A 20,617-nucleotide genomic window follows, 5' to 3' on the forward strand; every position below is an offset into this window, starting at 1 on the left:
GCGCCTAATTCACAACGCGAGTAATCTTTTCCACGTTAGGCATATTACGGATACGCTTGATGATCCTCGCCAAATGCACACGACCTTTTACTGCCAAGGTAAGATGAACCGTGGACAAGCGCACGTCGCGTTCCTCGATACCGATATGCTCGATATTGGCATCGGCATCGGTCACCAGCCCCGCCAGTTCAGCCACCAGGCCGCGACGACTCTCGATTTCAATGCGCAGCCCTACCGGGAAGTCCTCATTGATCTCATCGGACCATTCAAGAGTAAACAGCTTGTCGGGATCATTCTTGTGCTCGGCAATATTGCGGCATTCCGCACGGTGAACGACGATTCCCTTACCCACCGAAAGATGGCCGACCACAGGATCGCCCGGCAACGGATGACAACAACGCGCGAAGTTGATCACCATGCCTTCACTGCCACTGATGACGAACGGTCGCAGTCCTTCACGCATATCCGAACCCTGTCCGGAAGGCATGCCTTGCTCCATATTCAACAGGCGTCTGGCCACCACCTTAGACACACGAGTACCGAGGCCGATCGACTCCAGCAACGCCTCTTCGTTGGGAAGCTCCAGCTCGGCCAGAAGCCGGGGCACGACGTCATCGCTCAGCTCTTCCAGACTGGTATCAAACTCCGCCAACGCCTTGTTGAGCAAACGGCGGCCCAGTTGCCCGGCTTCTGCCTGGCGTTGGTGCTTGAGCGCATGACGGATGGCGGAACGCGCCTTGGCGGTGGTGACGAAATTAAGCCAGGCCAGGTTAGGCCGTGCCCCGGGCGCGGTAATGATTTCCAGTGTCTGGCCGCTTTCCAGACGCGTGGAAAGCGGTGCCAGGTGGCGGTCGATACGACAAGCAATGCAGTTGTTGCCGATATCGGTATGCACGCTGTAGGCGAAGTCGATCACCGTGGCGCCCTGAGGCAGTTCCATGATGTCGCCCTTAGGCGTGAATACGTAGATATCGTCTGGGAAAAGATCGTTCTTGACGTGCTCGATGAACTCCAGCGAATCCCCCGCATGGCGCTGCATTTCCAACAGCCCCTTGACCCAGGCCCGCGCCCGGGCGCGGCTGCCTTCGGCGATAGGATGGGTGGTCTGTCCGGCTTTGTAGAGCCAATGCGCAGCAATCCCATTGTTGGCCATGGCTTCCATTTCACGGGTGCGTATCTGTACCTCGATAGGCATGCCGCCTGAGCCGAACAGAGTGGTATGCAGGCTCTGATAGCCGTTGGCCTTGGGAATGGCGATATAATCCTTGAACCGCCCCGGCACCGGCTTGTAACGATTGTGCACGATGCCGAGAATGCGATAACAGCTGGCCACGTCTTGGGTAATGATACGAAAGCCGAACACATCCATGATCTCGGCGAACGGCTTGCGTTGGTCGCGCATCTTCTTGTAGATCGACAACAGATGCTTCTGCCGCCCGATCACGGTCCCCGCAAGCTGTTCGTCATCCAGGCTTTTCTGCAAGGTGCTCTGTACTTCGCGAATGGCGCTGCGACGGTTGCCACGCGCACTGGATACCGCCCGCTTGATGCGCTCGGCACGCATCGGGTGAATGGCCTGGAACGACAGGTCTTCCAGTTCCACGCGAATGGTATTGATGCCCAATCGCCCGGCGATACGTGCATAGATTTCCAGCGTTTCCCGGGCAATGCGGCGTTTTTTGTCGGGGCGCAAGGCGCCCAGGGTGCGCATGTTGTGTAGGCGGTCGGCAAGCTTGACGATGATCACGCGAATATCGCGAGACATCGCCAGTACCATTTTCTGAAAATTTTCTGCCTGGGCGACGGCCTTGTCCTCGAAGGTGATCTGGGTCAGCTTGGAAACGCCGTCGACCAGCTCCGCCACTGGCTTGCCGAATTGTTCGGCCAAGGCCTCCTTGGAAATCCCGGTATCTTCAATCACGTCATGCAGCATGGCAGCCATCAGGCTCTGATGGTCCATGTGCATGTTGGCGAGGATGTTGGCGACTGCCAGGGGATGGGTGACATAGGGCTCACCCGAGCGCCTGCGCTGGCCATCATGAGCCTGCTCGGCGTAATAGAAGGCGCGCTTGACCTGCTGGATCTCTTCCTGGGGAAGATAGCCACCGAGACGATCACCCAGGTCATCAATGGTAAACATTCACCGCGCCTCTGTCGTAAGGTTACTCGTCGATGTGCGCGCTGGGGGCCAACGCCGGGCGTGTACGTACCGGTGCTTCGACGGGTTCGTCGAGAATAGTGTGATTCACCAGTCCCGCTGCGATTTCGCGCAGAGCCATCACCGTGGCCTTGTCGTTTTCCCAAGGCAGCATGGCATCGCGTGAGCCACGCGCCAGTTGACGGGCACGGTGAGTGGAAATCATCACCAGTTTAAAGCGGTTTTCAACGTTCTCAAGACAATCTTCGACGGTAACACGTGCCATGGGGACCTTCCTGTAATGACGAAACCGGGCTGGCCCGATAGGCCAGCCCAGTAAACAATGGGGTAGTTAACTGACTAGATTACTCGACCCCGGGCTCGGGTGACAAGAGCGCAGCCAGTAAAGGAGCGTGATGACATTGCATGCACGCCAGCGTCAAGCGGCGGCTGATCACCAAGGACTGAAGTTCTTGCAGTGCCGTGGTGAAGTCATCGTTAACCACCAGATAGGCGTACTCATCATAGTGCGCCATTTCATTGACGGCTTCACGCATGCGCTGGGCAATCACCGCGTGCTCGTCGGTGCCCCGGCTGGCCAAGCGGCGTTCCAACTCACTGCGCGAAGGCGGCAGAATAAAGATGGACACCGCTTCGGGCATCTGGGCACGTACCTGGCGTGCTCCCTGCCAGTCGATTTCCAGAATCACATCCTGACCGGCATCCAGGATGGTCTGCACGGCGCGGCGCGAGGTGCCGTAATAGTTGTCGAACACCTTGGCATACTCGAAAAACTCACCGCGCTCGATCATCGCCTCAAAGCCTGGCACGTCAACGAAATGATAATTCACCCCGTTCACTTCGCCTTGCCGTTGCGCACGGGTGGTATGGGACACGGAAACCTGTATCCCGTCCAGGCTTTCGATCAATTCACGTACCAGGCTGGTCTTGCCGGCACCCGAAGGGGCTGAAACGATAAAAAGCGTACCTTGAGACATGAAGCGCTTCCCTGGTATTGGCGAAGGTATTTGTGAAAATATTGGCGACGAAAAGCAGATCAGCTGCGGGAAAGCCCGCAGTATCGCACATTATTCCCCTCAAGCTGTAGGGCTTGTCTTTCCCGTGATACCTCCATACCGTCCAAGGATAAACGATGCGTAACGTTCATTCTCCTTCATTTTTCAAACCGGAAAGGTTATGCACACAGTAGCTATCGAACGCGGCATGCAGGCGCTGGTACTCGCCGACCCGGATATCGCCCGCGCCTATCCGCTGGTGGGCGCACCGTCACCTCGCCAGCGCGACCCAGGCTTTGCGACGTTTTTCTCGACTATCGTCAGCCAGCAGATTTCCACGCAAGCCGCCCGTGCCATCATGGGCCGCGTAAAACTGCTGATCCCGGAAATAACTACCTCAGCAGTGCTCGAAGTCGACGGTCAAGCCCTGCGTGATGCGGGGTTATCCTGGCGCAAGGTGGAATACGTCAAAGGCCTGGCCGACGCCGTGCATACAAAGGTGTTTGATGCCGAGGGACTGGACATACTGAATGATGACGAGGTGATTGCGGCCATTACCCAGCTACGCGGCTTCGGTCGCTGGAGTGCGGAAATCTACCTGATGTTCTCGCTCAGGCGCACCGATATCTTCCCCGCCGATGACCTTGCCCTGCGAGTGGCGCTGGGCCGCCTGAAAGGCATGGACGATAAACCCACCCCCCAACAGGCACGCCAGCTGGTGGAACACTGGGCCCCCTGGCGCAGCGTGGGCTCGCTGTTTCTGTGGCACTACTACCGCGGTGAGCCGCTGTAAGGATCAATAGCATTTCGTGAAGCCTTGTGCCCCACACCTCTGTTTCAGTATCTGAAAACCCGGACTGTCATTGGTCTGACCGATTGGACCTAAACAGTCCGAATGCCCTGCTGGCGTTGCAGCCAAGGATCCGCCGGATGCTGACTCACAACCCATAAGAACATCAGTTCTGTGTTAGGGTAGCTGCTCTGAATTACTGAAGCATATCAAAAAGCAGCAACGCGCTGCCTTTCCCGACGACTTCGAGCGCTTCCCCTACTGGCGACGCTTCGACATCTTGCAGTACAGCCAACACGGCTAGAACGATGATTTTCTACCCTGAAGCGAATTGCCTGAATTTCTTGGCAAACGGAGCCTCTGGTTTATTTTTACGCCCGCAGTTAATCCTGTATTTGGCGCGCGCCTGCGTGGACCTCTTTTGCGTGGACCTCTTTCAAGGGGTTATCGGGTCCTGTTCTTAGCAAGGCGGTGACCAGCCACGACTATTTTTTCGTCGAACCAGCCAAGCGCTCGCTCGTTCAGACGATCAACAGAGAAACACTATGAGTTTTCGAATTGCCATCCTTGGGGCCGGCCCCAGCGGACTTGCCCAACTCCGTGCCTTTGAAGCGGCACGCCTCGCCGGCACCGAGATTCCCGAGATCGTCTGTTATGAAAAACAGAGTGACCTAGGAGGAATGTGGAACTACACCTGGCGCACCGGCCTTGATGCCTACGGTGAGCCCGTGCACGGCAGCATGTATCGCTACCTCTGGTCCAATGGACCCAAAGAATGCCTGGAATTTGCCGACTACAGCTTCGAAGAGCATTTCGGCCGGCCCATTCCCTCCTACCCGCCCCGGGCGGTGCTCCGTGACTACATCATGGGGCGAGTCGAGAAGAGTGGTGCGCGACAGTACATTCGCTTCAACACCGCGGTGCACTGGGTAGATTACGCGGAAGAAACCGGAAAGTTTGCGGTCACCGTAAGGGACCTCAAGCAGGATGAGCTATGTACCGAAGAGTTCGATTATGTGGTGGTGGCCACTGGCCATTTCTCTACGCCTAACGCACCTTATTTTGAAGGGCTCAACCAGTTTCCGGGCCGCGTCATGCATGCCCATGACTTTCGCGACGCCTGCGAATTCGCCGGCAAGGACCTGCTGCTGATCGGTAGCAGCTACTCCGCCGAGGACATCGGCACCCAGTGCCACAAATACGGCGCGGAATCGGTCACCTTCAGCTACCGCAGCCAGGCTATGGGCTTCGACTGGCCAGACTCTTTTACCGAAAAGCCACTGCTCATTAAAGTGGTCGGCAAGACGGCCTATTTCAAGGACGGCAGTAGCCAAGAGGTGGATGCCATCATTCTCTGCACCGGCTACCAACACCACTTCCCGTTCCTGCCGGACGAACTAACCCTGAACACCCATAACCGGCTCTATCCAGAAGGCCTGTACAAGGGCATCTTTCTGGAGAAAAACCCAAAGCTGGTATTCCTGGGCATGCAGGACCAGTACTACACCTTCAATATGTTCGATGCCCAGGCCTGGTACGCGCGGGACGTCATGCTGGACCGCATCATCTTGCCGGATGAAACCGCCATGGCCGCCGACAGCACGGACTGGATCAGCCGGGAACAGAAAGTCGACAATCCATTCCAGGCAATCGACTTCCAGGCCGCCTATATCCGTGATCTGTTGCAGCCTACCGATTACCCCGCCTTCGATGTCGAGGGCGTGGCAGAAATCTTCAAGCAATGGGAGCACGATAAAGAAGCTGACATTCTGGGTTATCGCAATAAAAGCTACCGCTCAACCCTCACTGGCACCCTGGCCCCGGTCCACCACACACCGTGGATGCAGGCGATGGACGATTCCCTGGAAACCTTCCTCAGCGAAGAGCCGGAAGTCGAGAATCTGGCCCTGGACGCGGTGCGCTAGGAAGGCCGTTCGCCACCGCAGCGCTGTAGTTTCTGTCGCGCACGCCATTTAATGTTATTGAAAGGAAACGTCCATGACGGATACAAGCCTGACTCAGGCTCGTTCACGCTTTACCGCCAGCAGCATCCGATGGGGCTTTATGTGGGCCCTCTGGTGCGCCGTGCTCTGGGGCGCCTGGTACATTCCCGGTTCCGCCGTCTGGTTTGAAGCGCCTTACGTCAACCTGAGCTATGACACCAATGCAGAGTTTCTGCTGGCGGCAGCGGTGCTTACGACGTTCAATGCCATCGCCGTCCTGTTCTTTCTCTTTGTCTGGAATGGGGTACTGGGTAAATGGGGCGAATACGGCCGCACCATTCGGCAGATGCGCAACATCTCCAAGTGGTTCTTTATCGGCGCCATCTTTGGTGGTCCTATGGCCATATTCGGCTCCTATCTGGCCATCGGTTACATTGGCGGGGCCTTCGCTGCTATCGCCGCGCTGATGTATCCAATCATCGGTGCCACTCTGGCACGCCTCTGGTATCAGGAAAAAATTACCAAGCGGGCCGCCATCGGTATCTTCATTATTCTCGCCGGCGGTGTAACAGTCTATGCGCCGGGCATCATAGGCGAACTGACCGGTACCGGTCAGAGCGGCTGGCTCGGCTACGTCGGCGGCGCCATGGCAGCCCTGGGTTGGGGCGTTGAGGGAGCCATTGCCGGACGGGGCCTGGATGTTGCCGACCCGGATGTGGGCATCACCGTGCGCTTTTCCGCCGAGGTATTCTACTGGGTAGCGCTCATTCTGCCCGCTATCTACCTGTTCACCGACCAGCCCGTTGTCGAGTTGGTCGTCGCCACATTCAATTGGGCCGCCATTGGCTGGCTTATGTTGGCCGGGATCACCTTCGCTTTCTGCTATGTCTCCTGGTACAAGTCCTTCCCGCTCATCGGGGTGGGTCGCGGACAGGCGATTGCCTCGTTATACGGTCTTTTCGCCGTGATCTTCCTGGCGGCCTTTACCCTGCAGCTTCCAGAGTGGAATTTTCTGGCTGGGCTGGCGCTGTTCGTGATCGGCGGCTTCGTGATGTTTACCGAGAACGACGAGGTTCTTGAAGTCGTTCGTGCCGTCTCGAAAAACGCCGACACCGAGACGGCCCCCTCTCCCACCCATTGATCAACTGGAGTGCCAACAGATGAAAAGATTGCACATGAAAGGCCGAATTCTCCAGCTAATCAACGCCAGACGCGATGAAGGCATCTGGGATTGGGAACTGACTGACGCCCTGATGAGTGAGTACGGTCTCACCGGTCGTTACTGGAGAGGCAATACGCGGGTGACCCTGACGGACCTATTTTCCACCGGCATTATCGAAAGCGTTGAAGAGCAACTGGACGATCAGGGCTACTTCGGGGTAGGCCGGGTCCTGTTCAAGTTCCGGCTCAATGCCTTTGGCCGACAGCGTATGCTGGACACCGAACTGGCCTGACGACTGGGCTTTACCTAATTATTCAACTTCATGAGGAAATAATATGTCTGAGTTCTGGGGATTTCCGGGTGCCGATATCCTGGCAGTGGCGGTAATCATTGCTTTGAGTGGCCTAGCTTTATACCAGGCCCGCACTTTCGTCACCAAGATCTAAAGTATTAACCGGGGCATTCACTTCAGCCGGATGGCACTGCTGACCATGCACCGCCTATTCAGTAATAAGCGGGCGAAAGCACGCAGGCAATTTATATCAAAAAAATAAATAAAAACATTAACTAATGAATAATCCTGGACACCATTGGGAGTCACTCAATATTTTGAATCTGCTCGCGCATCTGCTCGATCAGCACCTTGAGCTCCACTGCGCAGCGGGTGGTGTCGGCAACCACGGATTTTGACGAGAGGGTGTTGGCTTCGCGGTTGAGTTCCTGCATCAGAAAATCCAGTCGACGACCCTTGGGGCCCTTCTGACCAAGTTGATGCTCCACCTCGATGGCATGCGCTTCCAGGCGGTCGAGTTCTTCGTCCACGTCGGCTTTCTGGGCGACCAGTACCAACTCGGCTTCCAGGCGCTGAGGGTCGAGTTCGGTCTTGGCGACCTCTAGGCGCTCCAGCAGCTGGGCACGCTGACGCTCGAGAATCTCCGGCAGCAACCGGCGCACGACAACCACTTGCTCACGCACCCCCTTCAGGCGGGCATGAATCATCTCGGCGAGCTTTTCACCTTCGCGGGCACGGGCGTCGAGCAGTTCGTTCAGCGCCTGGTCAAACTGCGTTTTTGCAGCGGCTTTGATGGCTTCTTGATCAAGATGCTGGCTTTCCATGACACCAGGCTGGTTTAACAGCTCAAGGGTGGTGGGCGCCACGGCACTGGGCACCTGCGCTTGCACGGCGCTCAGGGCATCAGCCAGCGCCGCCAGCCGCGCTTGGTTGACCGCTGGGGCTTGGGCGGTCTCGGCGGGCTCGAAGCGCAGGCTGCATTCCAGCTTGCCGCGCGCCAGGCGAGTACGTAGTGCTTCGCGCAGCGTGGGTTCCAGGTCACGCAGGCTTTCGTGAAGACGAAAATGCGGCTCCAGATAGCGCTGGTTGACCGAGCGTAGCTCGACTTGCAGGGTGCCCCACGGTGCCGCCTGCTCGGTGCGGGAAAATGCCGTCATGCTGTGTACTGGGAAGGTGTGCTTCATGTGGTTCCTTGTTCAGTCAACGGTTTGCGCCAGTCTATCCGATAAGGCCGGCCCAAGGTGTGTAGAATGGCGCTCCTTTGTTTTCCGCTATTCTCCCTGCAAATCATGAGAGGTTCCATGCGCTCTGACGTTGTACGCCCCAGTGGGCGCCAGCCCGACCAGGCTCGTGAAATTACCCTGATCCGCGAATACACCCGTCATGCCGAAGGCTCGGTGCTGGTGGAGTTCGGTGATACCAAAGTGCTGTGCAATGCCAGCGTGGAAGCCGGAGTACCGCGCTGGTTGCGCGGCAAGAACCAGGGGTGGGTAACCGCCGAATACGGCATGCTGCCGCGCGCGACGCACTCCAGAAGCGGGCGTGAAGCCACACGTGGCAAGCAAGGCGGGCGCACCCTGGAAATCCAGCGGCTGATCGGACGCTCGCTGCGCGCAGCGGTGAACCTGAAGAAGCTGGGCGAGTTCACCATTACCATCGATTGTGACGTGATCCAGGCCGATGGCGGTACCCGTACCGCGGCGATTACCGGTGGCTGCGTGGCACTGGTGGATGCCCTGCGCTATCTGCAGCGCGAAAAGAAGATCAAGAGCGACCCCTTCAAGCAGCTGATCAGCTCGGTCTCCGTGGGTATCTACAAGGGCGTGCCGGTGGTCGATCTCGACTACCCGGAAGACAGCAGCGCGGGTACCGACATGAACGTGGTAATGGCGGAAGACGGCTCGTTGATCGAGGTCCAGGGTACTGCCGAGGCGGGTACCTTCTCGCGGGCGGAACTCAACGCCATGCTTGACCTGGCCGAGCAGACAGGCAGCCAGCTACGCGACCATCAGCGGGAAGCCCTGGGCATTCGCCACTAGAACACCACCCCACTGTTGTGCCTATCATGCTGCACGCCGGCTGTCAGCCGGCGTGCAGAGCGACGCAAGGTGTTTCGTGCCTTTACAAGCTCAAAGGCTCAGGTCGTACTCGACGATCAGCGGAGCATATTCCGAGAAAGTGGCGTCGTAGTCGATCCAGGCATCCACCACATGGCGGCGGAAATTGGGGCCGACCATTTGATAATCGATCCGCCAGCCTTCCTGGCGTTCGCGCGGTACTTCCTGATCCAGCTTCGGCCACCAGGTATATTCATCGGCATCGCGATTGATCTCGCGAAAGGTGTCGATGAAACCGGTAGGGCCGAGCACCTGATCCATCCAGGCACGCTCTTCCGGACGAAAGCCCGAGGTCAACTGGTTATCGGACCAGTTGGCCAGGTCAATGGTCTTGTGAGCCACATGCCAGGTGCCGCAGATAATGTACTCGCGACGTTTTCTGGCCATCTTGCTCAAATATTCCTGGTACTGCTCCATGAACGCCTGCTTGGCTTTTTGATCGCTACCGTCGGGCATCAGGAAAGTGGCGATGCTGAAACGGTCGTAATCGGCCTGCAGAAAGCGGCCTTCATGGTCACACTGAGAAAATCCCAGGCCGTACATGATGGCCTTGGGGATCTTGCGGCAATACAGTGCCACTCCGGAGAAGCCGTCTTTCTCGGCATCCAGAAAGTAACCTTCGTAGCCTTCTGGATAGAGAATATAGTCTTCCAGTTCGAAGCTCTTGGCCTTGATGTTCTGCACGCAGATCACGTCGGCATCCTGCTGAGCCAGCCAGTCCAGGAAGCCTCGCTCGACGGCGTCACGAATACCATTGACGTTGATACTGGCAATTTTCATAGATCGTCCCTTTTGCGTCGCTGCTGTATGATACCCGACGTTTAGACGTTTGGGTAAACGCCCGCCGCAAAACTTGCCCAGTCTCCAGCCCTTATTATTTCCAGCCCTCCTCATCAGTGAGGACAGCCATCAGTGAGGACAGCCGTGGTCAAGCCGTTACAGCCTTATCAGCGTGAGTTCATCGAGTTCGCCATTGCACAGGGCGTACTCTCATTTGGCGAATTTACCTTGAAATCCGGGCGTGTCAGCCCGTATTTCTTCAATGCCGGCCTGTTTCAGACCGGTTCCGCCCTGGCGCGCCTGGGACGCTTTTATGCCCAGGCTATCATCGAGAGCGGCATTCAGGCCGATGTTCTGTTCGGCCCGGCCTATAAGGGCATCCCCCTCGCTGCCACGACAGCGATCGCCCTGGCCGACCATCACGCCCACGATATGCCTTATGCCTTCAATCGCAAGGAAGCCAAGACTCATGGCGAGGGCGGCAATATCGTCGGCGCACCGCTTGAAGGCGATATCCTGATTATCGACGATGTAATCACCGCCGGTACCGCGATCGGCGAAGTCATGCACCTGATCAAGACAAGCGGCGCACGCGCGGCCGGGGTGGTGATCGCCCTGGATCGCCAGGAACGCGCTCAGGGCAATGAAGGCCTTCTTCAGCGTAGTGCCATTCAGGAAGTCGAAGCCACTTATGCCATGCCGGTGGTCAGCATCGTCACCCTGGCGCAGGTGTTGGCTTATCTGGAAAGCCAGGGCGGGAGTGACATGCAACCCCACGCCGAGGCCATCCGCGCTTATCGCGAGCGTTACGGCATCGAGTGATCCATCGCGCCGGCAAACCCTTGCTGGCGCCAAGCTTCATAACTGACGATGGCCACCGCATTGGACAAGTTCAGGCTACGATTATTGGGCTGCATGGGGATGCGCAGACGCTGCTGCTCCGGCAGGCTTTGATGCACATGCGCCGGCAACCCGGCGGTTTCCGAGCCGAACAGCAACACATCCCCGGCTTCGAACCGACAGTCGCTATACGCCCGGGTGCCATGGGTGGTCAGCGCCAGGATACGCCGCCCGGCCATTGCCTCGATAAAACTCGCATAATCTAAATGACGTGTCACATTGTCCAGATCACGATAGTCCAGGCCGGCGCGGCGCAGCTTCTTTTCTTCCAGGTCGAAACCCAGGGGTTCAATCAGATGCAAACGGCAGCCATTATTGGCCACCAGGCGCATGATGTTGCCGGTATTGGGCGCAACCCGGGGTTCAAACAACGCTATCTCGAACATGCCACTCGCCTGTGTCAATAAGCCCTTGGGCTTTCGCATTAATCGCCGTCGATTGTAGAGGAAAACCGCCGCCATGACGCTCAGCATCAACCAGCGAATCAAGGGACTCAATCCCCGCCAGCAACAAGCGGTGCGCTATATCGACGGCCCTTGCCTGGTATTGGCCGGCGCGGGCTCGGGAAAGACCAGCGTGATCACCACCAAGATCGCCTACCTGGTGCAGGAATGCGGCATGAGTGCCCGGCGGATCACCGCGGTAACCTTCACCAACAAGGCCGCTCGAGAAATGAAAGAGCGGGTGGGACAGCTGCTCAAGGGCAAGGAAGGTCACGGCCTGACCGTTTCCACCTTCCATACCCTGGGGCTCAATATCATCCGCGGTGAATTGAAGGCGCTGGGCTACAAGCCGGGGTTTTCGTTGTTCGACCCTGAAGACGCCAAGGCGCTGCTGCGCGACCTGATGAACAAGGACGCCCAGGTCGACGCTGAACAGATCAACGCCGTACAGCACCAGATTTCTCAGTGGAAGAACGACCTGATATTGCCGGCTGACGCCCTTTCGCATGCCGAAGATGACGCCAGCCACTTTGCCGCCCGGGTCTATGAAGCCTATGTGCGGCATCTGAAGGCCTATAATGCCGTGGACTTCGATGACCTGATTCTGCTGCCGGTGGTGTTATTGCAACGCGACCCGGACGCCCTGGCTCGCTGGCGACGCAAGATTCATTACATGCTGGTCGACGAGTATCAGGACACCAATGTCTCGCAATACCTGCTGGTCAAGCTGCTGATGGCCGAGCGTTCGACCTTCACCGTGGTGGGCGATGATGACCAGTCGATCTACGCCTGGCGCGGTGCTCGTCCGGAGAACTTGGTCACCCTGGGCGAAGACTTTCCCGGCTTGAAGCTGATCAAGCTGGAGCAGAACTACCGTTCTACCGGCACCATCTTGCGTGCGGCCAACACCTTGATTGCCAACAACCCCCACGTCTACGAGAAAACCCTGTGGTCGGACATGGGCCAGGGAGCGGCGATTCGCGTGGTAGTGAGCCGCCACGAGGAGGCCGAAGCCGAACGCGTCGCCGGGGAAATCCTCACCCGCCGCATCAAGGAGCGTGCCGAATGGCGTGATTTCGCGGTGCTTTACCGCGGCAATTTTCAGGCACGGCTTCTGGAGCTGAAACTGCAGCACTACCAGATTCCCTACAAGCTCTCCGGCGGCACCTCGTTTTTCTCCCGGGGCGAAATCAAGGACGCCATGGCGTACCTGCGCCTTCTGATCAATCCGGCGGACGATAACGCCTTCTTGCGCATCGTCAATGTGCCGCGCCGGGAGATCGGCCCCGGCACCTTGGAAAAGCTCGCCAATTATGCCAACGACCAGGCCACCGGACGCGGCATCTCGCTGTTTGCCGCCTGCCATGAGCTGGGCCTCGAACAACAGCTACCCACGCGGGCGGTGGAACGCCTGGGGCGCTTCACTCATTTCATCGACGGCGTGCGCAAACGCATGGATCAGGGCGACGCCATCGCCGCCATTCGCGACATGCTGCGCGACATGGACTACGAAGCCTGGCTGCACCAGAACGCCAGCGCTCCCACCGTGGCCGAACGCCGCATGGCCAATGTATGGATTCTGATCGACCAACTGGAAAAATCCATGCAGCGCGACCCCGAAGACATCAACGCCAGCGATGACACCGAAACCGAGGGTGTGGAAGCCGCCATTTCGCGGCTGGTATTGCGCGATATTCTCGAACAGCAGGCCGAGGAAGACGATTCCGATCGCGTTCAGCTACTTACCATGCATGCTTCCAAGGGGCTGGAATTTCCGCATGTCTATCTGATGGGACTGGAAGAGGATTTGCTTCCCCACCGCAATGCCGTCGAAGCCGGCACCGTGGAAGAGGAACGGCGCCTGGCGTATGTGGGTATCACCCGTGCCCGACGCACCCTGACCTTGACGCTCGCTCGCCAGCGCAAGACCTATGGCGAGCTGATGGACTGCGCGCCCAGCCGCTTTCTCGAAGAACTGCCGGCGGATGACCTGGAATGGGAAGGACGTCTCGATAAAGAAGACCCGGAGAAAAAACAGGCGCGGGGAAAGGATGCCATCGCCGGGCTACGCTCGTTATTGGGGTGACATTGCCGATTGATAAAACACGACGGGGTGCCCTTTTCAGGGCACCCCGTCATAGTTAAGGCGCGTCTTACTGTGCTTCAGCCACCATGTAGTCAACGATCGCCTGCACTTCTTCATCCGCCAGGTTGGGATTACCCCCCTTGGCCGGCATCGCATTGAAGCCGTTAATCGCATGGTCATAGAGGGTTGCCGAGCCTTTTTCCAGACGTGCCGCCCAGGCATCGGCATCACCCAAAATCGGCGCCCCGGCCACGCCGTTGTCATGGCAGACGTTACAGCCGCTGCTGGCATACAACAGTTCGCCATCCAGACCATTATCTTTTTCCGCGTTTACCGCTTCAGGTTCAACCTCAGCCTCTTCAACCCCTTCCTCATCGACCAGGGTAACGTCAGTCGTCGCTTCTTCTTCCGCCATCACTTCTTCGACGGCCTCACTTTCCTCGGGCACGTCCATTACCGGTTCCACCAGGTAAGCCACGGATGCACGCATTTCTTCATCGGAAAGGTTGGGATTACCCCCACGCGGCGGCATGGCACCGATACCGTTGATCGCGTGATCGAGTAGGGTGGCGAAACCTTGAACTTTTCGGTCCATCCAGGCTTCTTCAACGCCACGAATCGGCGCGCCGGCGGCACCGGTTTCGTGACACGCCATGCAGACGCTGTTGTAGATGCCGGCACCGTCGATTTCATCGCCGGCGCCGCTAGCGGCTTGCGCCGGCGCGGAAGTCGTGCCGCAATCCTGTCCTTCGACACATACTTCGCCTACCGGTTTGAGTCGCTCGGCAATCGCTTCACGATTCACTTCCGCCTGCGCGGTAGAGATCCCCGCGACGAAGCCCAACGCCGCCAGACCGCTCATTATCAGCTTGAATTCCACTCTCATCACCTCTTGAGTTTTTCTCATCAAATTGTGCGCGTGGCGGCGCCGTAATCGGCAGTGTCTGACCGAGACGCCATGACGTGCAAAGTCGGTAGTATACCGACAACGCAAACCGCTGGAAAATGCCCACTAAGGTCTCTTACGTCGCAAGGCGCTAATCTTCGGCCAATAGTGGCAGCAGGCCAGCTAAATACACACACGAATCCTTATCTAAGTACTCCTATTCCACCGTGACACTCTTGGCCAAGTTGCGTGGCTGATCCACATCGGTGCCCTTGAGTACCGCCACATGATAGCTGAGTAGCTGTAGCGGCAGGGTGTAGAGCAGCGGGGCCAGGGCTTCATGCACATAAGGTAATGTCAGCACCTGAACCTCGGGCTCTTCGGCTATGCCGACGCTTTCGTCGGCAAAGACGTACAAGAGCCCGCCCCGGGCCCGCACTTCCTGAAGGTTGGATTTTAGCTTTTCCAGCAGGTCATCGTTGGGTGCCACGGCAATCACCGGCATTTCGCTGTCGACCAGCGCCAGGGGGCCGTGCTTTAGCTCACCGGCGGGGTAGGCTTCAGCGTGAATGTAGGAAATCTCCTTGAGCTTGAGTGCGCCTTCCAAGGCGATGGGAAAATGCGCGCCACGTCCCAGAAACAGGGCATGGTGCTTTTCGGCAAAGGATTGGGCGAGGTTTTCAATCGCCGAATCCAGTGCCAGCACCTCTTGGCATAACTTTGGCAGGCCGCGCAGGGCGGTAATGATCTCGCGGTCGACCTTGCCTCCCTGTGCCCGGGCGATGGCCAGGGTCAGCAGCATCAGGGCCACCAGTTGCGTGGTGAATGCCTTGGTCGAGGCAACCCCGATTTCCGGCCCGGCGCGAGTCATCAGGCAAAGATCGGATTCGCGTACCAGCGAGCTTCCTGGCACATTGCAGATGGCAAGGCTGCCCACGTAACCGCGCGCCTTGGCAAAACGCAGCGCGGCCAGGGTATCGGCAGTTTCTCCGGACTGGGAGAGCGTGACGAATAGCGTACCTTCGGGTACTACCACCTGCCGATAGCGATATTCGGAGGCCACTTCCACCTGCACCGGTACGCCGGCGTAGCGCTCCAGCCAATAGCGTGCCACCAGGCCCGCATGGTAGCTGGTGCCGCAGGCGACGATATGAATTTGCTTGAGCGTCTGGAAATGCGCCACAGCTTCGGGACCGAAGCTTTCCACCAGCACCCCCTCATCACTCAATCGGCCTTCCAGAGCGGCAGCTATCACCTCCGGCTGCTCGAAAATTTCCTTGAGCATATAGTGGCGGTAGTCACCCTTGCTGGCCGCACCATCGCCGTGTTCGAACGTATGCACCGGGCGCTCGACAACGTCACCCCGGCTATCAAACAGAGAAATTTTTCCACCTTCACGCAGCTCCACCACATCGCCTTCTTCCAGGTAGATGAAGCGGTCGGTGACCTGCAGCAGCGCTAAGGGGTCCGAGGCCAGAAAAGCTTCGTCGATTCCCACCCCCACCACCAAGGGGCTGCCTTGACGTGCCCCCACCACCACGCCGGGTTCACGGGTACTCATCACACCCAGCGCATAGGCCCCTTGCAGGGTCGCCAGGCACTGCTGCACGGCGGCCAGCAGCGACATACCTTGCTGCTGAATATCGGCCAGAAGATGCGCCAACACTTCAGTGTCGGTTTCCGAGGTGAAGAGGTAACCCTTGTCGCCTAGCGATTGTTTGAGCGATTCGTAATTCTCGATGATGCCGTTGTGCACCACGGCAATCTGCTCACTCGACTGATGCGGATGGGCATTGGCTTCGCTGGGGCGACCATGGGTGGCCCAGCGTGTATGGGCAATGCCACAGATGCCTGGCAGGGCCTGTTCGGTCAGGCAGGCTTCGAGCATCGCCACCTTGCCTTGAGCCCGATGGCGAGTCAGCTGATCTTCATGCAATACGGTCATGCCGGCGGAATCGTATCCACGGTATTCCAGGCGCTTCAGGCCTTCCAACAAGATGCCTTGTACATTGCGTTGCGCCACAGCAGCGACGATGCCACACATACCCTTCTCCTTGTTCAATGAGTATTAACGGGCAGTGAACCCTGTTTAGGTGAATAAAGCTCTGAAATATCAGAGTTCTTCCTTGCTGGGGCGTGGCCAATCGGGCTTGTTGATCTGGCGGCCACGGGTGACTGCCAGGGAGTGGTCGGCGACATCCTTGGCAATGGTGGAACCCGCGCCTATGGTCGCGCCACGGCCGATACTCACTGGCGCCACCAGCGCGGTGTTGGAACCGATAAAAGCACCGTCACCCATCCAGGTATGATGCTTGTTGGCCCCATCGTAATTGCAGGTAATGGTACCTGCGCCGACATTGACTTCTCGCCCCAGACTGGCGTCACCTACATAGCTCAAGTGATTGATCTTGCTGCCCTCTCCTACATCGACGTTCTTGGTTTCGACGAAATTGCCGACCTTTGCCTTGACCGCCAGGCGCGTGCCGGGGCGCAGCCGGGCAAAGGGGCCGATCTGATTGAGCCCTGCCGCCACGGCGCCATCGATCACACTATGGGCCTCGATCACGCTTTCAGCGCCCAGGGTGCTGTTACGGATCACGCAGTAAGGGCCGATACGCACGCCCTCTCCCAACTCCACGTCGCCTTCGAACACACAGCCGATATCGATCTCGACATCATGACCGCAGGTCAGTTTGCCGCGTACATCCAGCCGCGCCGGATCGGCCAGCGCCACGCCTTGCTCCATCAAGGTTTCAGCCACGCCGAGTTGATAGGCCCGTTCCAGGCGCGCCATCTGGGCACGGTTGTTGACCCCTTCCACTTCCACTGCCGTTGCCGGCTGGGCAGTGGCCACCTTGACGCCATCGGCGGCGGCCATGGCAATCACATCGGTCAGGTAATATTCCCCTTGGGCATTCTCGGCGGAAAGCCGTGGCAACCAGCGCTTGAGCTGCTTGGTAGTCATCGCCATGATGCCGGTGTTGCATTCCTTCACGGCGCGCTCACTTTCCGAGGCATCCTTGTGCTCGACGATCGCCACCGCCTCGCCTTCGGCATTACGCAAAATTCGCCCGTAGCCGGAGGGGTCTGGCAAGGTGACCGTCAACAGTCCCATGTGCTGTTCATCGACTTGATCCAGCAGTGCCGCCAGGGTGTCGCGGCGAATCAAGGGTACATCCCCGTAGAGCACCAGTACCTTGCCGCTCCCCAGGCCGTCGAGTGCCTGAGCCACGGCATGACCGGTGCCTTTCTGTTCCGCTTGCAGCACGAAGCGCGCCTGAGTGTCGGCCAATGCTTCGCGAAGTTGCTCGGCGCCGTGGCCGATCACCACGTGCAAGCGCTCGGGGATAAGCTTGTCGGCAGTGTCCAGTACATGGCGCACCATGGGTTTTCCCGCCAAGGTATGCAGCACCTTGGGACAATTGGAACGCATCCGTGTGCCCTTTCCCGCTGCCAGTATCACCACATCGAGTTCGCGCATGTTACTCCTCATTTTCAGTGCCGAGTGATTCGCCGTCGCCATGCCCGATTTCCAGTTCATTGAGCAATTCAGCCCCGAAGTGCTCGGCAAAGGCAGGGCTGGCCACACTTTTCCAGTCATCCTTGTCACGTAACAGCATCAATACCTTGAGTTCCTGTTCCTGTGCCAGTGCCATGCCCTCGTTTTCCCCCAATACCATCAAGGCCGTGGCCCAGGCGTCCGCCCAGGCATTGGAAGGATGCACCACCGACACCGAGGCTAGCCGATGATCGATCGGTTTCCCGGTACGCGGATCGATGGTGTGTGAAAAACGCTGACCGTCCTGTTCAAAATAGTTGCGATAGTCTCCCGACGTCGCCACCGAGACCTCGTGCAGCGGTAAAATATGCTGGGCTTGCTGCGGGCCGTCTTCGGGCACTTCGATACCGATTCGCCAAGGTGCCTGTTGCTGAGGATCGCGATAGCCACGCACCACCAGTTCACCCCCGATATTGATCAGGTAATGCTGGATATCCTGGCTATCCAGATAAGCTGCGCCGCGGTCGGTACCATGCCCTTTGGCGACAGCGGAAAGATCAATGAACACATCCCGGGTGCGCCGCGCCTGCATGTTCTGGGTATCGACTTCCAGGGCGTCATAGCCGACTTTCTCCAGGCGTTGCTGCAATACGGCCTCGTCAGGCGCCTCCCTTGGGCGCGCTTCGGGACCGAAACTCCACAGGTTGACCAGGCCCCCGACAGTGACATCAAAGGCTCCTTGGCTGGCCTCGGCCACCGTCTGGCTGATCGCCATGACATCGATCAGTTCATTGGAAAGCGGCTGCCATTCATTCAGCGGCGCCTGGTTGAAAATGACCAGTTCGGAATCATCGCGATAGGTGGACATGGCCTGATCCACACGTTCCAGTTCTTCCTTCAGGCCTGCCTCGAGTTCGCCTGCCTCGCCTTGTGTCAGCGGGTCGGCGATCGTCAGCTGATAGAAGCTACCGAAAATACTCCCTTCCAGACGTACCGGTGACTCCAGCGGCCGGTCATTTTCCGAGCAGCCGGCAAGCCCGAACAAGACCACACAGAGAAAACCTGCCAATAACGTCCGAAGCCCATCATGCTTCATGATATTTACCTTGCCATTGGAAACTAAGAATATTTAAATCAAAACTTAAAAATGGAAGAACCAAAGCAACCAGGCCCCGAATACCACGCGATAGACAACGAAAGGCTGCATGCCGAGTTTTTTGATCAGCACCAGAAAGTAATGAATACACAGATAAGCGCTTAGTCCAGATAATACCGCACCCCAAATCATAGCGGGCCAATCGATCAGCTGGGGTTGGCGAAATAGACCGATCGCCTCCAAGCCGCCAGCCAACACAATCACCGGGATCGACATCAGAAATGAAAAACGTGCGGCGCCTTCCCGGCTCATTCCCAACAGTAGTGCAGCGGTAATGGTAATGCCCGAACGAGAGGTGCCGGGAATCAAGGCCAGCACCTGAGCACCTCCGATCCACACGGCATCCTTCCATCCCAACTGATACTCTGTACGTGTTCCTCGCTTGCGAAAATCGGCATAGCCCAGCAACAGGCCAAAGCCGATCAGACTGATGCCGATAATCAGCGTGGCGCGCATGCTCGAGGAAATCAGATCATGAAACATCAGCCCGACGATACACACCGGTAGGGTGGCCAAGGCCACCCAGAACCCTAGCCGGGCATCTTCATCCACGCCCTTGCCGCTCACCGCCGCCAAGCTGCTTTGCAGCATGCGCCACAGTTCGTGGCGAAAATATACCACCACCGCCGTCAGACTGCCGATGTGCAGCGCGACATCAAATGCTAGCCCTTGATCATCCCAGGGAGTCAGTACCGGCACCAGAATCAAGTGAGCGGAACTGGAAATAGGCAGGAACTCGGTGAGGCCTTGAATCACCGCCAAGACAACAATCTGAAGCCAATCCATAAATCTTCCCAAAGAAAAGAGACGCTGGTGATTCACATTAAGCAATTGGAAAAAACCAAAAGGATACACTTCCTTGGCAGCTTTGTCCGTCGGCGTTGAACAAAACCCTGCCGCATTCTGCGATTCGATTCTTTGAATGAATCGGCAGTTAAGGCAGGACAAGACGTTAGCCTTGCTTGTTCTTATAACTGGTTAGATATATAGTTTTCTTATGCCGATCATCCGTTCCGACTCCTTGGCGCTACACGTCACCAGTGCCGACCAACAGACCGCTCTGGCGGATACGCTGGCACTGTATCGGCGATTGGTGCGCGATCTGATGACCGTGGCCTATACCCACTGGCCGGTGGTGGGGACTGGCAAAGGCAATGACGTCGTTAAGGTGATCGAAGGGCTTATTCATCCGACCCGCCAGCGGCCACAAGTACGCTATCCCTATTTCGCCAAACGTTACTACAAATTCCCTTCGTACCTTCGCCGCGTGGCCATCATGGATGCGGTGGGACAGGTGCGCTCTTTTGTCACCCGGTTCGATACGTGGCTGCGGGGTGAGCGCAAGCACCCCCACGCCAAACCACCGCGCCTGACATCCAGCACTAAGACCTTTCCGAGCCTTTACGGGAG

The 20,617-nt window shown here is 57.8% G+C and carries 18 protein-coding genes and 1 pseudogene; 8 read left to right on the forward strand and 11 right to left on the reverse strand.

Annotated features, from left to right (window positions below):
- Positions 1 to 4: 4 nt before the first annotated feature.
- The 3 genes from GPM19_RS07765 to gmk all read right to left on the reverse strand — a co-directional run bounded on the left by GPM19_RS07765 (position 5) and on the right by gmk (position 3,135).
- Positions 5 to 2,140, reverse strand: a complete 2,136-nt coding sequence (locus tag GPM19_RS07765; protein ID WP_160418462.1) for a RelA/SpoT family protein — start codon at positions 2,138 to 2,140, stop codon at positions 5 to 7.
- Positions 2,141 to 2,162: 22 nt separating this feature from the next.
- Entirely contained in the window at positions 2,163 to 2,423 is a 261-nt protein-coding gene (gene rpoZ / locus GPM19_RS07770) for a DNA-directed RNA polymerase subunit omega (RefSeq protein ID WP_114485411.1), read from the reverse strand.
- A gap of 79 nt (positions 2,424 to 2,502) precedes the next feature.
- The gene (gmk, locus tag GPM19_RS07775; protein ID WP_160418463.1) at positions 2,503 to 3,135 is read right to left on the reverse strand and encodes a guanylate kinase; all 633 of its coding nucleotides are present in this window, start codon (positions 3,133 to 3,135) and stop codon (positions 2,503 to 2,505) included.
- A gap of 199 nt (positions 3,136 to 3,334) precedes the next feature.
- Here gmk and GPM19_RS07780 point away from each other — a divergent pair, with 199 nt between their 5' ends.
- From GPM19_RS07780 to GPM19_RS07795, 4 genes are all read left to right on the forward strand, one after another.
- Positions 3,335 to 3,946 carry a DNA-3-methyladenine glycosylase family protein gene (locus GPM19_RS07780; RefSeq protein WP_160418464.1) on the forward strand — a complete coding sequence of 204 codons (612 nt, stop codon included), beginning with the start codon at positions 3,335 to 3,337 and terminating at the stop codon, positions 3,944 to 3,946.
- A gap of 542 nt (positions 3,947 to 4,488) precedes the next feature.
- Complete coding sequence (locus GPM19_RS07785) at positions 4,489 to 5,868, forward strand: trimethylamine monooxygenase (RefSeq protein ID WP_160418465.1); 1,380 nt, start codon at positions 4,489 to 4,491, stop codon at positions 5,866 to 5,868.
- A gap of 73 nt (positions 5,869 to 5,941) precedes the next feature.
- Positions 5,942 to 7,027: a DMT family transporter gene (locus GPM19_RS07790; protein ID WP_160418466.1), complete on the forward strand. Its 1,086-nt coding sequence runs from the start codon at positions 5,942 to 5,944 to the stop codon at positions 7,025 to 7,027.
- Between the two features lie 19 nt (positions 7,028 to 7,046).
- Positions 7,047 to 7,340, forward strand: a complete 294-nt coding sequence (locus GPM19_RS07795; protein WP_160418467.1) for a hypothetical protein — start codon at positions 7,047 to 7,049, stop codon at positions 7,338 to 7,340.
- Positions 7,341 to 7,645: 305 nt separating this feature from the next.
- Here GPM19_RS07795 and GPM19_RS07800 read toward each other — a convergent pair whose 3' ends face one another.
- Entirely contained in the window at positions 7,646 to 8,524 is an 879-nt protein-coding gene (locus tag GPM19_RS07800; protein WP_160418468.1) for a YicC/YloC family endoribonuclease, read from the reverse strand.
- 117 nt (positions 8,525 to 8,641) lie between these two features.
- Here GPM19_RS07800 and rph point away from each other — a divergent pair, with 117 nt between their 5' ends.
- The gene (gene rph, locus GPM19_RS07805; RefSeq protein WP_160418469.1) at positions 8,642 to 9,379 is read left to right on the forward strand and encodes a ribonuclease PH; all 738 of its coding nucleotides are present in this window, start codon (positions 8,642 to 8,644) and stop codon (positions 9,377 to 9,379) included.
- A gap of 90 nt (positions 9,380 to 9,469) precedes the next feature.
- On the opposite strand, the gene GPM19_RS07810 is transcribed toward rph, so the two are convergent.
- Complete coding sequence (locus GPM19_RS07810) at positions 9,470 to 10,237, reverse strand: exodeoxyribonuclease III (protein WP_160418470.1); 768 nt, start codon at positions 10,235 to 10,237, stop codon at positions 9,470 to 9,472.
- Positions 10,238 to 10,381: 144 nt separating this feature from the next.
- Here GPM19_RS07810 and pyrE point away from each other — a divergent pair, with 144 nt between their 5' ends.
- Positions 10,382 to 11,059 carry an orotate phosphoribosyltransferase gene (pyrE, locus tag GPM19_RS07815; protein ID WP_160418471.1) on the forward strand — a complete coding sequence of 226 codons (678 nt, stop codon included), beginning with the start codon at positions 10,382 to 10,384 and terminating at the stop codon, positions 11,057 to 11,059.
- Here pyrE and GPM19_RS07820 read toward each other — a convergent pair.
- Positions 11,044 to 11,523: a tRNA (cytidine(34)-2'-O)-methyltransferase gene (locus tag GPM19_RS07820; protein ID WP_160418472.1), complete on the reverse strand. Its 480-nt coding sequence runs from the start codon at positions 11,521 to 11,523 to the stop codon at positions 11,044 to 11,046. The two genes, pyrE and GPM19_RS07820, sit on opposite strands and share 16 nt — an antisense overlap.
- Before the next feature lie 73 nt (positions 11,524 to 11,596).
- Here GPM19_RS07820 and rep point away from each other — a divergent pair, with 73 nt between their 5' ends.
- Complete coding sequence (gene rep, locus GPM19_RS07825; protein WP_160418473.1) at positions 11,597 to 13,666, forward strand: DNA helicase Rep; 2,070 nt, start codon at positions 11,597 to 11,599, stop codon at positions 13,664 to 13,666.
- A gap of 67 nt (positions 13,667 to 13,733) precedes the next feature.
- Here rep and GPM19_RS07830 read toward each other — a convergent pair whose 3' ends face one another.
- The 5 genes from GPM19_RS07830 to GPM19_RS07850 all read right to left on the reverse strand — a co-directional run bounded on the left by GPM19_RS07830 (position 13,734) and on the right by GPM19_RS07850 (position 19,993).
- Positions 13,734 to 14,546, reverse strand: a complete 813-nt coding sequence (locus tag GPM19_RS07830) for a c-type cytochrome (RefSeq protein ID WP_160418474.1) — start codon at positions 14,544 to 14,546, stop codon at positions 13,734 to 13,736.
- 223 nt (positions 14,547 to 14,769) lie between these two features.
- Positions 14,770 to 16,596: a glutamine--fructose-6-phosphate transaminase (isomerizing) gene (gene glmS, locus GPM19_RS07835; protein WP_160418475.1), complete on the reverse strand. Its 1,827-nt coding sequence runs from the start codon at positions 16,594 to 16,596 to the stop codon at positions 14,770 to 14,772.
- A gap of 69 nt (positions 16,597 to 16,665) precedes the next feature.
- Complete coding sequence (glmU, locus tag GPM19_RS07840) at positions 16,666 to 18,033, reverse strand: bifunctional UDP-N-acetylglucosamine diphosphorylase/glucosamine-1-phosphate N-acetyltransferase GlmU (protein ID WP_160418476.1); 1,368 nt, start codon at positions 18,031 to 18,033, stop codon at positions 16,666 to 16,668.
- A 1-nt stretch (position 18,034) separates the two neighbouring features.
- Positions 18,035 to 19,147 carry an FAD:protein FMN transferase gene (locus GPM19_RS07845; protein ID WP_160418477.1) on the reverse strand — a complete coding sequence of 371 codons (1,113 nt, stop codon included), beginning with the start codon at positions 19,145 to 19,147 and terminating at the stop codon, positions 18,035 to 18,037.
- A gap of 45 nt (positions 19,148 to 19,192) precedes the next feature.
- Positions 19,193 to 19,993, reverse strand: coding sequence for an undecaprenyl-diphosphate phosphatase (locus GPM19_RS07850; protein ID WP_160418478.1), 801 nt, complete (start codon positions 19,991 to 19,993; stop codon positions 19,193 to 19,195).
- Positions 19,994 to 20,204: 211 nt separating this feature from the next.
- Between GPM19_RS07850 and GPM19_RS07855 the strand changes: the two are divergent.
- Positions 20,205 to 20,617, forward strand: a pseudogene (locus GPM19_RS07855) (IS200/IS605 family accessory protein TnpB-related protein); the annotation flags it as partial.

Source organism: Vreelandella zhuhanensis (assembly GCF_009793355.1).
Lineage (GTDB): Bacteria > Pseudomonadota > Gammaproteobacteria > Pseudomonadales > Halomonadaceae > Vreelandella > Vreelandella zhuhanensis.

What these genes read in the sequence shown, in the direction of transcription:
- glmU (WP_160418476.1), bottom strand. Translation starts at nt 18,033, where the DNA reads ATGCGCGAACTCGATGTGGTGATACTGGCAGCGGGAAAGGGCACACGG.
- GPM19_RS07850 (WP_160418478.1), bottom strand. Translation starts at nt 19,993, where the DNA reads ATGGATTGGCTTCAGATTGTTGTCTTGGCGGTGATTCAAGGCCTCACC.
- GPM19_RS07800 (WP_160418468.1), bottom strand. Translation starts at nt 8,524, where the DNA reads ATGAAGCACACCTTCCCAGTACACAGCATGACGGCATTTTCCCGCACC.
- GPM19_RS07765 (WP_160418462.1), bottom strand. Translation starts at nt 2,140, where the DNA reads ATGTTTACCATTGATGACCTGGGTGATCGTCTCGGTGGCTATCTTCCC.
- GPM19_RS07785 (WP_160418465.1), top strand. Translation starts at nt 4,489, where the DNA reads ATGAGTTTTCGAATTGCCATCCTTGGGGCCGGCCCCAGCGGACTTGCC.
- rpoZ (WP_114485411.1), bottom strand. Translation starts at nt 2,423, where the DNA reads ATGGCACGTGTTACCGTCGAAGATTGTCTTGAGAACGTTGAAAACCGC.
- GPM19_RS07845 (WP_160418477.1), bottom strand. Translation starts at nt 19,147, where the DNA reads ATGAAGCATGATGGGCTTCGGACGTTATTGGCAGGTTTTCTCTGTGTG.
- GPM19_RS07820 (WP_160418472.1), bottom strand. Translation starts at nt 11,523, where the DNA reads ATGTTCGAGATAGCGTTGTTTGAACCCCGGGTTGCGCCCAATACCGGC.
- GPM19_RS07810 (WP_160418470.1), bottom strand. Translation starts at nt 10,237, where the DNA reads ATGAAAATTGCCAGTATCAACGTCAATGGTATTCGTGACGCCGTCGAG.
- GPM19_RS07780 (WP_160418464.1), top strand. Translation starts at nt 3,335, where the DNA reads ATGCACACAGTAGCTATCGAACGCGGCATGCAGGCGCTGGTACTCGCC.
- gmk (WP_160418463.1), bottom strand. Translation starts at nt 3,135, where the DNA reads ATGTCTCAAGGTACGCTTTTTATCGTTTCAGCCCCTTCGGGTGCCGGC.
- GPM19_RS07795 (WP_160418467.1), top strand. Translation starts at nt 7,047, where the DNA reads ATGAAAAGATTGCACATGAAAGGCCGAATTCTCCAGCTAATCAACGCC.
- GPM19_RS07790 (WP_160418466.1), top strand. Translation starts at nt 5,942, where the DNA reads ATGACGGATACAAGCCTGACTCAGGCTCGTTCACGCTTTACCGCCAGC.
- rep (WP_160418473.1), top strand. Translation starts at nt 11,597, where the DNA reads ATGACGCTCAGCATCAACCAGCGAATCAAGGGACTCAATCCCCGCCAG.
- glmS (WP_160418475.1), bottom strand. Translation starts at nt 16,596, where the DNA reads ATGTGTGGCATCGTCGCTGCTGTGGCGCAACGCAATGTACAAGGCATC.
- rph (WP_160418469.1), top strand. Translation starts at nt 8,642, where the DNA reads ATGCGCTCTGACGTTGTACGCCCCAGTGGGCGCCAGCCCGACCAGGCT.